Annotated in this window: 6 protein-coding genes, 2 tRNA genes and 3 rRNA genes; 2 read left to right on the top strand and 9 right to left on the bottom strand. The window is 47.3% G+C overall.

Annotation, left to right across the window (positions count from 1 at the left end; translation table 11 throughout):
* Positions 1-11 precede the first annotated feature (11 nt).
* Positions 12-2,606 (bottom strand): c-type cytochrome, encoded by a 2,595-nt coding sequence (locus tag R3D00_09600; GenBank protein MEZ4773422.1) that lies wholly within the window; start codon positions 2,604-2,606, stop codon positions 12-14.
* Positions 2,607-2,701: 95 nt separating this feature from the next.
* Positions 2,702-4,969 carry an MMPL family transporter gene (locus R3D00_09595; GenBank protein MEZ4773421.1) on the bottom strand — a complete coding sequence of 756 codons (2,268 nt, stop codon included), beginning with the start codon at positions 4,967-4,969 and terminating at the stop codon, positions 2,702-2,704.
* A gap of 115 nt (positions 4,970-5,084) precedes the next feature.
* On the opposite strand from R3D00_09595, the gene R3D00_09590 reads away from it, so the two are divergent.
* On the top strand, positions 5,085-6,638 hold the full coding sequence (locus R3D00_09590) for a Ppx/GppA phosphatase family protein (GenBank protein ID MEZ4773420.1): 1,554 nt from the start codon (positions 5,085-5,087) through the stop codon (positions 6,636-6,638).
* Positions 6,639-6,642: 4 nt separating this feature from the next.
* Here the strand turns inward: R3D00_09590 and dprA are convergent, their stop codons facing one another.
* Together dprA and R3D00_09580 are read right to left on the bottom strand one after the other, a co-directional pair.
* Entirely contained in the window at positions 6,643-7,755 is a 1,113-nt protein-coding gene (gene dprA / locus R3D00_09585) for a DNA-processing protein DprA (GenBank protein MEZ4773419.1), read from the bottom strand.
* 257 nt (positions 7,756-8,012) lie between these two features.
* Positions 8,013-10,862, bottom strand: coding sequence for an ATP-binding protein (locus tag R3D00_09580; protein MEZ4773418.1), 2,850 nt, complete (start codon positions 10,860-10,862; stop codon positions 8,013-8,015).
* A 130-nt stretch (positions 10,863-10,992) separates the two neighbouring features.
* On the opposite strand from R3D00_09580, the gene R3D00_09575 reads away from it, so the two are divergent.
* Positions 10,993-11,280, top strand: a complete 288-nt coding sequence (locus R3D00_09575; protein MEZ4773417.1) for a hypothetical protein — start codon at positions 10,993-10,995, stop codon at positions 11,278-11,280.
* Between the two features lie 97 nt (positions 11,281-11,377).
* On the opposite strand, the gene rrf is transcribed toward R3D00_09575, so the two are convergent.
* From rrf to R3D00_09550, 5 genes are all read right to left on the bottom strand, one after another.
* Positions 11,378-11,489 (bottom strand): 5S ribosomal RNA (gene rrf / locus R3D00_09570).
* 112 nt (positions 11,490-11,601) lie between these two features.
* Positions 11,602-14,467: ribosomal RNA gene (locus R3D00_09565) — 23S ribosomal RNA — on the bottom strand.
* Positions 14,468-14,570: 103 nt separating this feature from the next.
* Positions 14,571-14,644: transfer RNA gene (locus R3D00_09560), tRNA-Ala, on the bottom strand.
* Positions 14,645-14,661: 17 nt separating this feature from the next.
* A tRNA-Ile gene (locus R3D00_09555) sits at positions 14,662-14,738 on the bottom strand.
* Between the two features lie 118 nt (positions 14,739-14,856).
* A 16S ribosomal RNA gene (locus tag R3D00_09550) occupies positions 14,857-16,373 on the bottom strand.
* Together the 16S, 23S and 5S rRNA genes with 2 tRNA genes alongside form the textbook arrangement of a ribosomal RNA operon.
* Positions 16,374-16,452: the final 79 nt, after the last annotated feature.

Raw genomic sequence — 16,452 nt, 5'->3', positions numbered from 1 at the left:
CTTTTCCGTGTTTATTTAAGGGAAGATAACCAGGTGATCAGGTCGCGAAATTCTTCTTCTGTCAACATATTTTCTAATCCCTCCGGCATAAGGGAAGCAGAAGCCATTCCGTATTTTTTAGGGTTTTTGTAGTTGACAAATTCGCCATTGACGTTCAACAGTTCGGCATTATTTAATCCTACGTCTATCTGCCTCCCGTAGAAAGTCTGTCCTTCGGCAGTTGTTACAAACCATCCCTGCCATTCGGGAGAAATCTCTGCTGAAGGATTAAGTACCGCTGTAATCAGTTGTTTTACCGTTTTACTACTACCTACATGGGAAAGATCAGGGCCAAAGTCTCCACCCCAGCCTGCTACTTTGTGACAATTCTGACATTGTGCTTTTTGAGAAAAAAATATCCATTTCCCTTTTTGTGGATTTCCTGGCTGGCTGGCAAATGCGGCCCGGTCAGCATCGGATTTCGGTCGGTTTTCGGGGTTTATTTTCCCTGTACAAAGTTGGTAGATTTCCGATGATCCCGAGTCAGCAATCAACTTGATTAGTTCTTTTTCCCTATCACTGCAACGACAGAGATAACGCACCACTACGTCGGTTAACTGGTTGTTCTTTTCCTGCAAAACAGCTGAAAGCGGCTCACAAAAATCCGCCGGCTGCCAGCTCAATGATACGATAGCCTGGGCTCTGTCTGCGGTTTCCGCCGACTGATCACAAGCTGTTTTCAACAACACCTGTGCAACTTTTTCCTCTGGAATTTTCTGAAACACCTGCAAAAGGGCTGTTTTTAAAGTACCATTTGCCTGGGCGAAAACGTCCAGTAAATCAGGTACATGGGATTCGGGTTTTTCCAGTAATAAAATGGCTGTTGCCCGGATTTCGGCATTCACACGGTTATCCTTTACGATGGAAAGCATAAATCCGGGGGGAAGTGTACGTGGAATCTGTTTGGCGTAATGCTCAGACTGAGCAAGATAGGGAACCGTAAATGCAGGTTGTAAATGCCGAATCGTTGCCAACCAGGTTTCAAAGAGTGCCGGGGTAATTTTCCCTTTGTATAAAATAGCATTGACTTCATTGTACATGTCCATCCGGGAATGTTTTGCCGTATAGATCAGCGCCATTTGCCGAACATCCTCATTTTCGTCTTCCAGCAATCTTAATAACCTGGTCCGGGAGATTAGAACAGGTGATTTTAGTAATGTAAGTAACGCCTGAAGACGAATATCGGCATCTTCATCCTCAATCATTTCCATCATAACAGTTTCATTCCCTGAAACGGCTAGCTGATGGCGGGCAATGGTCTGAAGAAAAACATCATCGGAAAGAAATACATTTTTATAATCCGCTGGTGAATGCAGATTTTGCCCATGGCTAAATCGTGGTGTTTCCGTTTTCTTCAAATTCTCATAAACCTGTTCCTTGTTTTTCATGGGTTTGTGTTTCTGACCCGAAAGACGCCACAATCTCCCCTCCCCATGCACCGGGTAATGCCTGATCTGCCAGTCGGTGATATAGATGTCTCCTTTACTGTTGGAGGCCATTGCTACAGGGTGGAAGGAGCTGTCGCCTTGTATGAGCACTTGTACAGTTCCGGCCACAGAACTTTGGCGCAATTCCATTGGAATTTTCACGATACGCTTTTCCTCCCAGATTGCAGCCAGTACATTGCCGGTGTAGTCTTCAGGGAAATTGGTAAAATCTGCGTTCAACATTCCTGTAGGTGCTTCCCCCAGACCTGCTGCGTAGGGAAGGGTTCCGGGCAGTTCTCCATTCCACGATAAAAACGGATGAATGCCGCTACCTCCATACAACGACTGATAACCGTAATCTCCTCCTGGAACGATTTCTATCAGGCGGTTTGGACCACGGCTGTCAGGGTCATTATCAGTCAGAAGCAGTCGTCCATCGGAAGTAAACTTCAAATCAAATGGATTCCAGAAGCCGGTTGCGATTTCTTCCAGCTGACTTCCGTCAGGCCTGCAGCGAAAAACATTACCCCCATCTCCATATCCTTTAATCGACGTCCCGTCTGTTCCCTGTATCTCCCAGGCCTGGCTGCCGGTATTGCCACGGGATATATATAGCCATCCATCAGGTGAATAGGTTATCCCAAGCAATCCGGCATGATCGTACACATCGTCGGGTTTATCCATTCGCAGCAGAGTAAGAGTCTCATCACTTCGCCCGTCGCCATTCGTATCGCGGAAGGAAAGTACTTTATTTTTTTCCACAAGAAATAACACATCTTCCGGAGAGAATGCAAGATTCATCCCATCGTTTAAGCTGTCGGCAAAAATTACCCACGACTCGGGGATTCCATCTCCGTTTGGGTCTATTCCTTTTTTTATCCGGTCAAACTTTGGCCCTTTATAGTCCTGAGGTGTAGAATGAGTATGAGATTCGAGAAAATAAATATTGTCTTTACTGTCAATGGCCAGACCAATGGGAGTTTTCACTTGCGGAGCAGATGCAATGAGTTCGAGCCGGAGGCGGGAATCTAATAATTGTGGATATTGTGATGGGACAGAAGGGTTACAGGCTAAACAAGTAAAGATAATAACGACCGGTAACAGGAGATGAATATGAAACGAATGTGCAGGAGCAGTCATTTGTATGTAGAGTAAGCAGGATTTAATAAATCTCAATCTACATAAAACAGGCAAACTAACTGATCTGTACTGTGCGGGTGGAGATAGTTCCTCTACTACTGCTCTTTCCCCCAAAACCTGCGCAACAGTATCGGCAATAATACCACATCTGCCAGAAGCGCAAAAAGTATGGTCAGCCCTGTAAAAAGCCCTGTATTAAATGTTCCGCCAAAATTGGAGGTCAATAAAATCATAAATCCCCCCAACAGCACAATCGAGGTCAGAATCATTGCCTTTCCTGTGCCCAAAATGGTATTCCTCACCGCCACATCCACAGGTCTCCCCAGGGAAATCTCCAGCTTGTACCGGGTCAGGAAATGAATCGTATCATCCACCGCAATGCCAAAGGCAATCACAAACACAAGCGCCGTGGAGGTAGTCAGGTGAATGCCAAACAGCCCCATCACACCACCTGTAAGAATCAGCGGAACAATATTAGGTATCATGCTGATGATCAGCATTTTCCATGACCTGAACAACAGTCCCATAATCACTCCGATCACCACAAAGGCAATCCCCAGGCCGCCCATCAGGCTGGTGCGTAAATGCTCCAGATTGTGCTCGGTCAGATAGGCATGCCCCGTCAGCCGATAGGAAAAAATGGTCGTATCGCAGGTGGTGTTTACAAAACTGTCCAGATCGGAATAAAGGGCATAAAACACGTCGCTTCCGAGGTCGGGGCCCCTCGCGCTGATGCGCGCAGAAAGTGTATCGGCACTTACGACCCGGTCAAACAGTTGCCCCCCTCCGTTGATAAAAGTAAACGCCAGCAGATCGTCCGTTTCCTCCTGTGTGTCGGGGACCCGGTTGTAACGTGCACTGCTGTTGTGGTAAAAATAATTGGCTTGCTGTACTATGGTAGCAGGAGAAAAGAAAGGACTGAAATAGCTTTTGGAAGCCAGAAAATCCTGCATTTTTTCCATTTCTACCAGAACCTCGCGGTCCGTAATCTTATGATTCCCCTTTACATGAATTCCTATTTCAAAAGGCCTTAATCCATACAGCTCTTCCTCAAAAAATAACATAGACTTGCGGATCGGATCTTTTTCACCAATATCCTCAATCAAAAAAGTAGTAAGGGGAATACGGAAAATCAAAAATATACATACGCCAAGTAAAATGGCCGTACCCGCCATTACCTGAGGTGAGCGCCGCGAGGTCAATTGGTTTACCCACAAAAGTATGCGTTTCCACATCGGATGATTTTCAAACGAACCGGTTTTCACAAACACTTCCGGCTTCAGCCACATCAGGGCGTTGGGCATGATTACCACAGAGATAAACCACGTAAACATCACCCCAATCGCAGCAAATAATCCAAATTCCCGGATCGGAGGTACATTGGACACCAGCAGGGAGGCAAAGCCAATTGCGGTCGTCAGGCTTGTCAGAAATACTGCAAGCCCGATTTCCTTCATGGTGGCACGAAGTGCCTCTTCTCTCGTTTTTCCGAGTTTTATTTCAAATAAGTACCGTGTCGCCAGATGGATAATATCCGACATTCCCACCACAAACATAATGGGAATCAGCATTTCCGAAATCAGGTTAATCGATTTTCCCAGCCAGCCCATAAGTCCGAGAATCCACACCAGCGAAACATTAATGGCGATAAAGGGCACGAGAATTCCCCATATATGCCGGTAGGTAAAAAATAATACACTGAATATGAGCAGCGTAGCAAGCGAAACAAAAATCGCAAGTTCAGACTGAAGTTTTTTTACATAACCCGTCCGGATATAAGGAATACCCGAAATGATATATTCTGTGCCGGATGCTTCCAGTATCTTATCAATTTCATCTACCAGCACATCTCTGGCGCCGGTATCAAACAATGTCGGATCAATAAAAATATACGTGCATACATATCGTAGATCGCGGGTAACCAGATTGCCAACCAGGGAAGAATCCCTTTCCATCCTTTGGCGGGATTGGCTGACTGCTTCTTTGGAGGAAAAATCGAGATACGGACGCCTTCTGACCCCCAGCCCGGCTCTTCGTATTTGTTCAAAAGAAGTGGCACTAATGGCAGAATCCACGTTGGGAAGTGACGCCATTTTTCTGAAAATACTATCGGAAAAAGCAAGGAAAGCGCTGTCGAATATGTCCTTTTCAGGCGATTTGAGGGCTATATACACGGCGTAGTTTTGCTCCTCCGAAAACAGTTCCTGAAAGTCAGAATAATACAGAAATTCAGGATCGGCTTTGGGATAAAAACTTTCAAAACTGAAATTAATTTTCAACCGGCTCAACCCGGCACCAAGCACCAGCGTCAGCAATAAAATCAGTATAAGAAGCAGTTTTCGGTAACGCAGTAAAATATTCATGAAGTCCACCTGTCAAATCGCCCTGCGAATTAACCTAAATTTTCCCATTTTCGCAGCAGCATTTCTTAAACCGGAAAGCCACCCGCATTGTTGTATCAGGATATAACTGATTTTTATGCAAACCGAAAAAATAGCCATCATCGACCTTGGCACCAACACCTTCCATCTTCTGATCGCAGAAGTGGATGAAAGAGACAATTTTGTAGTGAGAGGACGATTCAAAGAGGCGGTAAAACTGGGCGAAGGAGGAATCAATGCTGCGGTGATTGTCCCCGATGCTTTTGAGCGGGGAATCGAAGCGCTTCGCACGTTTCGCAAGCTGATGGATGGCGCAGGAGTGGTGAAAGTTTTTGCTTTCGCGACCAGTGCGATTCGCAGTGCTTCCAATGGAAAAGACTTTATCGATGCCGCTAAATATTCATGCGACATTGATGTAAGACCGATCAACGGAAATATGGAGGCTTCCTATATCCACGACGGCGTCGTCAACAGTGTTCATCTTCCTTCAGGGCAGAACGTATTGCTCGTTGATATTGGTGGAGGCAGTGTAGAATTTTCGGTCTCCCATGCGCGGCAACCCTTACTTTTGAGAAGCCTGAAAATAGGCGCAGCCCGGCTGTTGGAAACCATTAACCCTTCAGATCCCATTACCCGGGACGAACTCAACAAGCTGTATGAGATACTGGATCAGGAGCTCAGCAGTCTTCTCGCTGAGCTTCGCGAATTTGATCTGAACACAATGGTAGGCTCCTCCGGAACTTTCGAATCACTCGCAACCCTCATAGCGTTTGAAAGAGGCGATCGTCTCTCTGCCGAAAATCTCAATGGCTACCTGTTTGACAAAGGCCATTTTGACTCCATCTTTGCCAAAATCATTGCTTCCACACGTGAAGAAAGGCTGGCTATGGAGGGCATGGATCCGCTAAGGGTGGACATGATCACGCTGGGTGCAGCGACAGTGGATTATTTACTTAAAAAATTGCCGGTAACAGAGATTATGGTTTCTTCGAATGCACTTAAGGAAGGAATTCTGTTTCAATACATCCGGGAGAAAAAACAACGGATAGAAAAATTTATCGGTGCAGTAGATACCAGCCTTCGCGCAAAAACAGTCCAAAATCTCGGGGTAAAATATCACTACGATCAGCAGCACAGCATTAAGGTGAGTGAAATCGCTACCGAAATTTTTGACCAGTTGTATGAACTCCACCGGCTGGGTAGCGCAGAACGTGAACTACTTCAGTATGGGGCAGTATTGCATGATATTGGCCATTTTATTCATCCCAGCGGCCATCATAAACACGGGCAGTATATTATTATGAACAGCAACCTCGCCGGGTTTTCAACCAATGAGCTGGTACTTCTGGCAAATCTGGTTCGATATCACCGCAAAAGTATTCCGGGAAGAGAACATTACCACTTCAGTATTCTTCCTGATTATGAAAAACGTGTGGTGCTGGTCCTTGCAGGAATCATCCGAATAGCCGACAACCTGGATCGTGGGCACAGAGGATTGGTTTTACAAATAAATACAGTGGTTCAGCCCGACAAAATCATCCTGACCATTCATGCTGAAGATGATGTAAGCATTGAAATTGGGCATGCAGATTCGATGAAAGAATTATTGGAATCTGCCCTGGAACGCAGTATTGAGATTCTACAGGAATAAAAGCCTATTTTCTTGAAAATTTTTTACCGGGCATCTGTCTGAGTAAATCCTTAAACTCCATTGATAGCAAAAGTGCATTGAGGCGGTTCATCGGGATACCGGTATGCACGGTAATCTGATCTACCAGCGCGTCTCCTTTTGCGAGAAAATTAATCACTTTGACTTCATCGGCAGTGAGCGGAATTTCAGGCGGGGAGAGCGCCAGCTCCAGTTGTCCCGACTGATCTTCGTGTTGTTGCCATTGGATATCCAGATCGGCCAATACTTCTTCCGGCCTCGAAACAAGTTTGGCGACCTGATCCCGGATCAGTTTGTTGCAGCCTTCTGAAAACCGGTCCCCCACTCTGCCGGGGAGGGCATACACCTCGCGGTTTTGGTCAAATGCATTCTGTGCTGTGATAAGTGCGCCGCCTTTTTCCGCCGCTTCAATGACGATAATTGCTTTGCAAATCCCCGATACGATGCGGTTTCTCGCCGGAAAGTGAGGCGCATCGGGATCAGTTCCTGTGAGATATTCGGTCAGCAACCCTCCGCGTTCGAGCATCTCCCGTGCTTTGGCACCATGACCTACCGGATAGATTTTGTCAAGCCCATGTCCCAATACGCCAGTGGTAATTCCCCCTGTACGCAACACCGTACGGTGTGCGACAATATCAACTCCATAAGCCAGTCCGCTTACGATGTTCATCCCTTTTTGGGCAAAAAAGGTGGCAAATTCTTCGGTTTTTGCTTTGCCATATTCTGTAGCTCTACGCGTGCCTACAATGGCAATATTGGGCTGAGCGTTGAGGTTTACTGCACCTTTTTTAAATAGAATTAAAGGGGCATCGTGAATATATTTGAGGGCGTGGGGATAGTTATCATCGAGATAGCTCATAACCTCTACGCCTTCCTTCTCACAAAACGCAAGTTCCGTTTCTGCCCGCTGAAGGTTTCGCGACTCTCGTACCAGATTTACAGCCTTTTCGCCAATATTGGGTGTTTTCAGGAGTTTACCTTTGGGGGCGTCAAACACGGCCTGCGCAGAACCGCAGTAAGCTATGAGGTTTTTGACAGAAACCGGCCCAAGCCCTTTGGTTAGGGCAAGTGCCAGCAGATAGAGGTTGCGCTCTTTCACGTAACGGGTATTGTGGACATGGTTGTAAGCACAAGTTGCAGTTCCCTATTTTTTTTTCAATGGAAAAAATCATGAAAAGGTAAACTGAAAAATAGCCGGATCTGGGTCTTCAGACACGGCGTCTTACACATTTTTTCTACTCAGCTTTACTCTTTAGATATTTTATGGGCCATGTGATTGGAGGAATAAACAGGCTGCCAGGTAACATTAGGGCCGACCTCTGAGCAAAAAGAATTTCAACTATGTCGCAGATTTTTCTAAGAAATTTCGCCTGGTGTAACCCCAAACTGGTCCTTAAAACATTTGGAAAAATACGCGGGGCTGCCAAATCCGACCAGATAGGAAATTTCTGCAGCGGTTCCGGCTTTTTCTTCCAGTAGCTGCCGGGCTCTTTTGAGTCTTATGGTGCGGAGAAATACAGAGGGAGACTGATCTGTCAGCGCTTTGATTTTCCTGTGCAACTGACTGCGGCTCATTCCCACTTCACTTCCCAGTTCTTCAATGGAAAATTCCTCATTATTCATATAGGTTTCGATCACCTTTATCACCCGGTCGAGAAACTGCTTATCTGCCGAATCCACCATAATATCAGCAGGGCTCAGTCTGATAATGTCTTTGCCAAACTGGGCCCGGATTCGCTCCCGTTGATCGAGAAGATTTTTGATCCTGATACGCAGTTCTTCTTCATCAAAAGGTTTGGCTAAATAGTCATCTGCCCCTGTTCCAAGTCCTTCCAACTTACTCTCTCGTCCGGCTTTGGCAGTTAGCAGCACCACCGGAATATGGCTGGTATGGATATCGGTTTTAATTGCATGGGTAAAGGCCATTCCATCCATTTCCGGCATCATCACATCACTGATAATCAGGTCGGGAATTTCTGACAGTGCGGTCTCCAATCCCTGTTGGCCATTTCCTGCTTCAGCTATCCGATAAGAAGTTTGCAACAGGCCTGCGAGGTAGGTCCTTACGTCCTTATTATCTTCAACAATAAGAATTAGCGGAAGTTCTTTTTTTCCCTTCTGTATGGGTTTTTCTTCTTCGGATGGTGCAGAAAATGAGGATGTAGGCAGTATTATTTCGGTTTCTTCAGTAAGGATATCATCATGTAGGGGAAGTTGGATTACAAATACGCTTCCTTTACCAGGTTCGCTGCTCACGCTGATTTCCCCCTTGTGAAGTTCGATCAACTCTTTAGTGAGGGCTAGTCCGATTCCGGTTCCTTCATACTCATTTGCTTCCACTCTGTAAAATCTGTCAAAAATAAATTCCAGATGGTCTTCAGGGATTCCGATTCCATTGTCCCGAATAGTAATTTCCAATTTATCACCAACTTTTTCGACAGCAAACCATACGTCTTTTTCTTCCGGTGTAAATTTAAATGCATTGGACAGGAGGTTGGTAATAGTTTTTTCCAGTTTATCTTTATCAAACGCCGTAACCAGTTGATGAGGAGGAATAGTAATATGAAACCGGATATTTTTTGATTCAGCCAGAGACTCGAAATTTCCTGCCTGCACCCGCAAGAACGTATAAATATCAGAGCGGCTGAGATTGAGTTGCAATTTTCCCGCTTCCAGTTTGGAAAGATCCAGTAACTGATTGATCAGTTGAAGCAGCCTTTCCGCATTGCGCTTCATCATTGTGTATAAGGTTCCCGGCTCTCCTTGCACGGTTCCGGTGATAAACTGCTGAAGTGGGCCGAGAATGAGCGTAAGCGGTGTTCGGAATTCATGCGAAATATTGGCAAAAAAACGCGACTTCAGCTGATCCATCTCCCGAAGGTTTTCGGCTTCCGCTTCCTTTAGCCGCAGGGTTAATTCTGACTGGCGCTTGCGGGTCTGTTGACGGTTTCGGTAAATGACAAACCCTGCTAAAGCCAGAATAGCGATTCCGATTGCAGCAAACCAAAGGGTACGTTCCCGGGACTGACTGCGTTCCAGTTCTAGTTGCTGCCGGGCAATTTCCGCTTCTTTTTGGGCAGTTTCATATTGAATATTGAGTTCTTCGATCTGTTGAAAGTGATCTTTATTCAGCATGCTGTCTCTGAGCACATTATATTTTTCCAGGAAGTCAAGAGCTTCCTTATATCGGCCCAATTGCTTTTCCGTAGTACTCAAATGAAAATAGCAATTTCGCTCAATCATGATATCTTTTTGCTCAAGTGCAAACGCCAGGCTTGCCCGGAAACAGGAATCTGCCCGGGCTACATTGCCCTGGTCAAGGTAAGCGTTTCCATAAATAGAGTAAATTCGGTCAATATCGCCTATAAGATTTCGTTGTTCCGAAATCTTACGGGCGGCACTCAGGTAATAAAATGTGGAATCATAGGTCTGGAGTTTCCGGAAACTATTGGCAAGATTGACAAACAGGTGGGGAAGTGCGCTGGAGTCGCCGTAGGCGAGATATAGATTTTTGCCTTTACGCAAATAAGGCAACGATTCTTCCCACTTTTCACTTTCAGTAAGCAATGTCCCGATATTCGCTGTTTTGGAAGCCATTCCCCACTTATATCCAAGGGCAGAATCAATGGGTATGCCTGTTTTAAAATACTCCACACTTTTTTCAATATTCCCCAATTTCCAGTACAAAACACCAATATTGGTAAGAATGGAGGAAAGCCCAAAAGAATCATTCACCGTTTGAAACTGATCCAATGCCTGAAATGCATAATCAACAGCAGGGGAAAGCCTTCCGAGGCTGCTTTCCATCAGGCTCAGACCAACATAAGCCTTGCCCAGAACCTTGGGATCTTTCAAATCTTTCCCGATCATTTCCATCTCCTCCATATAGGGCTTCATGCTATCATAAATACCCCTATAGAAAAAGCTGGCTGCAATGGTGTAAAGGCTATGTGCCTGAGGGACAGGCATTTCACCATTTACGAAATGGTGATAGGAAATTTTCGCCCATTCTTCCTGTTGTTCTCTAAGACCTTGATTTTGGGAAGAAACTGCAATTCTGTGAGCCAGATGCCCTTGAAGAGAATCATAATTGGCTGATTCATATAATGTCTTAAGGCTATCAATATTTTCAGGTTGAGCCTGAAGCAACGGAGAAAAAACAACTCCGCAGACACACAAGATGCAAATTTTCAGGGTTTGGTTCATTTTTTCATAATAACCATATATTCTTAAAATAGGATTTTTTTGGGATAACTAGTAAGTTTTAAAAGAAAAACTACCCAATAGGGTAATTTCATATCTGATATTTTCATTGTTATTTAGGTAAAAAAGGTATATGGCTGAATTAAAAAAATATGAATGGCTGATTCGTTTAGGAAAAACGGCATTAGTCATTTTGGTGAGTTTGGGGACTTTGTTTCTTATTGCAAAGATTTTTCCGTTACCCAAAAATCAGGGTTTGGCATATGTCGCACATCCGTTGTATGCCTTGGGCGGGAATTTATTAGCCGGAATTGTTTATTTTATTTTGTCTTCAACCAGGCGGTTTCCTGACAATTGGCTTTTCTGGATTTGCGTAGGGGGGAGTGGATTATTAAGCCTGGTTATATTTACGATGGCATAGGAAAAGAGACAGGCCCAATGACCAATAACCAGGGTTGGGATAAAGATGGCATTAGTCAAAAAAAAAGAGGTCATTCCGGGTGGAATGACCTCACAAAGGGTGGCGTCGACCTACTCTCCCACGTGTTACCGCAGTACCATCGGCGCAGTGGGGCTTAACTACTCTGTTCGGGAAGGGAAGAGGTGGACCCCCACGCTATGGACACCTAAAAGGTGGTTGACACAAGTTGAGTACCGTTCCCGAAAACGGCCCTGTGTCGCTATAAGTTCGACATATTGTAAAGATAAAGCAGCAAATGGAGCACTTTGCAGTAAAGCAAAGCGAAGAAAATCTATCGGGTGATTAGTACGACTCAGCTGAATATGTTACCACACTTACACTTATCGCCTATCTACGTGGTCTTCTTCCACGACCCTCAAGGGAAAACTCATCTTGCGGTGGGCTTCGCACTTAGATGCTTTCAGCGCTTATCCCTTCCCGACATAGCTACCCAGCGATGCAGCTGGCGCCACAACTGGTACACTAGCGGTCGGTCCAACCCGGTCCTCTCGTACTAGGGTCAGCTCCGCGCAATTTTCCTGCGCCCGCTACAGATAGAGACCGAACTGTCTCACGACGTTCTGAACCCAGCTCGCGTGCCACTTTAATGGGCGAACAGCCCAACCCTTGGGACCTTCTCCAGCCCCAGGATGTGACGAGCCGACATCGAGGTGCCAAACCTCCCCGTCGATGTGAGCTCTTGGGGGAGATCAGCCTGTTATCCCCGGAGTACCTTTTATCCTTTGAGCGACGGCCCTTCCATGCGGAACCGCCGGATCACTATACCCGACTTTCGTCCCTGATCGACTTGTGAGTCTCTCAGTCAAGCACCCTTCTGCTATTGCGCTCTACGTACGATTACCAACCGTACTGAGGGTACCTTTGGAAGCCTCCGATACTTTTTTGGAGGCGACCACCCCAGTCAAACTACCCACCTAGCGCTGTCTTCCTTGCGGAATTAGGCAACCATTAAAGAAAGGGTGGTATTTCAAGGACGGCTCCCCGAAGACTGGCGTCCCCGGTTCATAGCCTCCCACCTATCCTACACATTCTTCAACCGTTGGCAACACTAAGCTATAGTAAAGGTTCACGGGGTCTTTTCGTCCCGTAGCGGGTAACCGGCATCTTCACCGGTACTACAATTTCACCGAGCTCGTGGCCGAGACAGTGCCCAGATCGTTACACCATTCGTGCAGGTCGGAACTTACCCGACAAGGAATTTCGCTACCTTAGGACCGTTATAGTTACGGCCGCCGTTTACTGGGGCTTCGATTCAGAGCGTGAACCCCTCCTCTTAACCTTCCAGCACCGGGCAGGTGTCAGGCCTTATACTGCGTCTTTCGACTTTGCAAAGCCCTGTGTTTTTGTTAAACAGTCGCCTGGGCCATTTCTCTGCGATCTGCCGAAGCAGACGTCCCTTCTCCCGAAGTTACAGGACTAATTTGCCGAGTTCCTTAGCCACGATTCACTCGAGCACCTTAGGATTCTCACCCCGACTACCTGTGTCGGTTTACGGTACGGGTCTCTCTGACCTATGCTTAGAGGGTTTTCTTGGCAGTCTTTACCCACACTTTCCGCTCAGCCGTAGCCTCGCGGTACTGTCAGGTTCGACAAGTTCTGCGGATTTGCCTACAAAACTTCTATCTACACCCTTTAACGTGGAATTCCGTCTCCACGCGGTGGTTTCAAGCCTGCGTCGCCCCATCGCAGTCAGAAAAAGTATCGGAATATTAACCGATTTTCCATCGACTTCCCCTTTCGGGTGCGCCTTAGGTCCCGACTAACCCTATTCTGATTAGCATTGAATAGGAAACCTTAGTCTTTCGGTGTGCAGGTTTCTCACCTGCATTATCGTTACTTATGCCTACATTTGCTTTTCTATGCACTCCACCAAACTTCGCAGTTCAGCTTCTCTGTCCATAGAATGCTCCCCTACCTATCTGCCTAAGCAGATACCATAGCTTCGGTAGTATGCTTTATGCCCGATTATTATCCATGCTCAAGCACTCGACTAGTGAGCTGTTACGCACTCTTTAAATGAATGGCTGCTTCCAAGCCAACATCCTAGCTGTCTTCGCACTCAAACCACGTTAGTTCAACTTAGCATACATTTGGGGACCTTAGCTGATGGTCTGGGTTCTTTCCCTCTCGGACCAGGACCTTAGCACCCTAGCCCTCACTCCCGGGGATATCTACCGGCATTCGGAGTTTGTCAGGGTTTGGTAGGATGTGACTCCCCCTAGCCCTATCAGTAGCTCTACCTCCGATAGACTCACCCCGAGGCTGTTCCTAAAAACATTTCGGGGAGTACGAGCTATTTCCCAGTTTGATTGGCCTTTCACCCCTACCCACAAGTCATCCAAACACTTTTCAACGTATACTGGTTCGGTCCTCCATGGCCTGTTACAGCCACTTCAACCTGCCCATGGGTAGATCACTAAGGTTTCGCGTCTGCCCCCACTAACTCTCCGCCCTGTTAAGACTCGCTTTCGCTCCGGCTACGGACCTTAAATCCTTAACCTTGCTAGTGAGGAGCAACTCGTAGGCTCATTATGCAAAAGGCACGCCGTCATCTGCCTAAGCAGACTCCGACTGTTTGTAGGTGTACGGTTTCAGGTACTTTTTCACTCCCTTATGCAGGGTGCTTTTCACCTTTCCCTCACGGTACTTGTGCGCTATCGGTCATCTGGGAGTATTTAGCCTTGGCGGATGGTGCCGCCAGTTTCAGACAGGGTTTCTCCGGCCCCGCCCTACTCAGGATTCCACTAGGTCCAAGTTCGTTACGTCTACGGGACTATCACCCCGTCTCGTGCCGCTTTCCAACGGTCTTCGACTTCCTCCCTCTTTCCATCTCGTGGTCCTACAACCCCGATGCGGCCGTAACCGCACCGGTTTGGGCTGTTCCCCGTTCGCTCGCCACTACTTAGGGAATCACTTTTGTTTTCTCTTCCTACAGGTACTTAGATGTTTCAGTTCCCTGCGTTCGCCTCCCATTGCTGGGATATCTGCCGTAGCAGATGGGTTGCCCCATTCGGATATCTCCGGATCGCAGACTGCTTGCGTCTCCCCGAAGCTTTTCGCAGCTTGCCACGTCCTTCTTCGCCTCCAGATGCCCAGGCATCCCCCGTACACCCTTCTCTTTTTTCTTCTAACTCTTGCATACAGCTAATCGCTTAGCCGCATTTTTTGCTACTCTATCTTTTCTTACAATATGTCAAATAACTTCAGACTTCAGATCCCTTCCGTCTTCGTGGAGAATGTCGGAGTCGAACCGACGACCCCCTGCTTGCAAAGCAGGTGCTCTAGCCAGCTGAGCTAATCCCCCCAGCCACGACTTCTTCGTGGTGGGCTTGCGTGGACTCGAACCACGGACCTCTACATTATCAGTGTAGCGCTCTAACCACCTGAGCTACAAGCCCCTCTAGTTAGTTCCGTAGCCCTTTACCCTTGGCCTTTCGACCAATCTCGCAACCGAACTAAGTGAAAATACGTGATGCAGAACTAATACCTAAATTCAATAGATCCTGTTTTCTCTAGAAAGGAGGTAATCCAGCCGCACCTTCCGGTACGGCTACCTTGTTACGACTTAGCCCCAGTTACCAGTTTCACCCTAGGCGGGCTTTTACCCCCGACTTCAGGTGCCCCCGGCTTCCATGGCTTGACGGGCGGTGTGTACAAGGCCCGGGAACGTATTCACCGCGGCATGGCTGATCCGCGATTACTAGCGATTCCAACTTCATGGAGTCGAGTTGCAGACTCCAATCCGAACTGAGAACGGCTTTTAGAGATTGGCTCACCTTCGCAGGCTCGCTACTCGCTGTACCGTCCATTGTAGCACGTGTGTCGCCCTGGGCGTAAGGGCCATGATGATTTGACGTCATCCCCGCCTTCCTCACTCCTTGCGGAGGCAGTCTCCTTAGAGTCCCCACCATTATGTGCTGGCAACTAAGAATAGGGGTTGCGCTCGTTGCGGGACTTAACCCAACACCTCACGGCACGAGCTGACGACAACCATGCAGCACCTTGCACTCTGTCCCGAAGGAAAACCACCTTTCGGCGGCGGTCAGAGGCATTCTAGCCCAGGTAAGGTTCCTCGCGTATCATCGAATTAAACCACATGCTCCACCGCTTGTGCGGGCCCCCGTCAATTCCTTTGAGTTTCAGTCTTGCGACCGTACTCCCCAGGTGGGTCACTTATCGCTTTCGCTTGGGCACTCAAAACCGAAGTCCCGAGCACCTAGTGACCATCGTTTACAGCGTGGACTACCAGGGTATCTAATCCTGTTCGCTCCCCACGCTTTCGTGCATCAGCGTCAGTTGTGTCCTAGAAGTCTGCCTTCGCAATCGGCGTTCTGCGTGATATCTATGCATTTCACCGCTACACCACGCATTCCAACTTCCTCGAACATACTCAAGCCTGTCAGTATCAATGGCGGGTATCCCGTTGAGCGGGACGTTTTCACCACTAACTTAACAAACCGCCTACGCACCCTTTAAACCCAATAAATCCGGACAACGCTTGCACCCTACGTATTACCGCGGCTGCTGGCACGTAGTTAGCCGGTGCTTATTCTTCAGGTACCTACATCTATGCCTATAGCATATTATTATTCCCTGATAAAAGCAGTTTACGACCCAGAGGGCCTTCTTCCTGCACGCGGCATGGCTGGTTCAGGGTTGCCCCCATTGACCAATATTCCTTACTGCTGCCTCCCGTAGGAGTCGGGCCCGTGTCTCAGTGCCCGTGTGGCTGATCATCCTCTCAGACCAGCTACCCATCATCGCCATGGTGAGCCGTTACCTCGCCATCTAGCTAATGGGACGCATGCTCATCCTCCGACGCCAAAGCTTTCTTTCATAAACCATGCGATTCATGAATCGTACGGGGTATTATTCAGCGTTTCCACTGGCTATTCCCCACCGGAGGGTAGATTGCATACGCGTTACGCACCCGTGCGCCACTCGTAGTCTCCGAAGAGACCTTACCGTTCGACTTGCATGTATTAGGCCTGCCGCTAGCGTTCGTCCTGAGCCAGGATCAAACTCTCCATCGTAGATTTCTCTTACGATATCGTCTACTTTCCTTTAGGCTTCGCTTGTTTCGCAACAAGCAAATCTCAGTTCTGCATCTTA

This window comes from Bacteroidia bacterium, from assembly GCA_041391665.1.
Classification (GTDB): Bacteria; Bacteroidota; Bacteroidia; order J057; family J057; genus JAGQVA01.
Note: the sequence above shows the minus strand (reverse complement) of the source record. Positions and strands in the feature narration are given on the sequence as shown.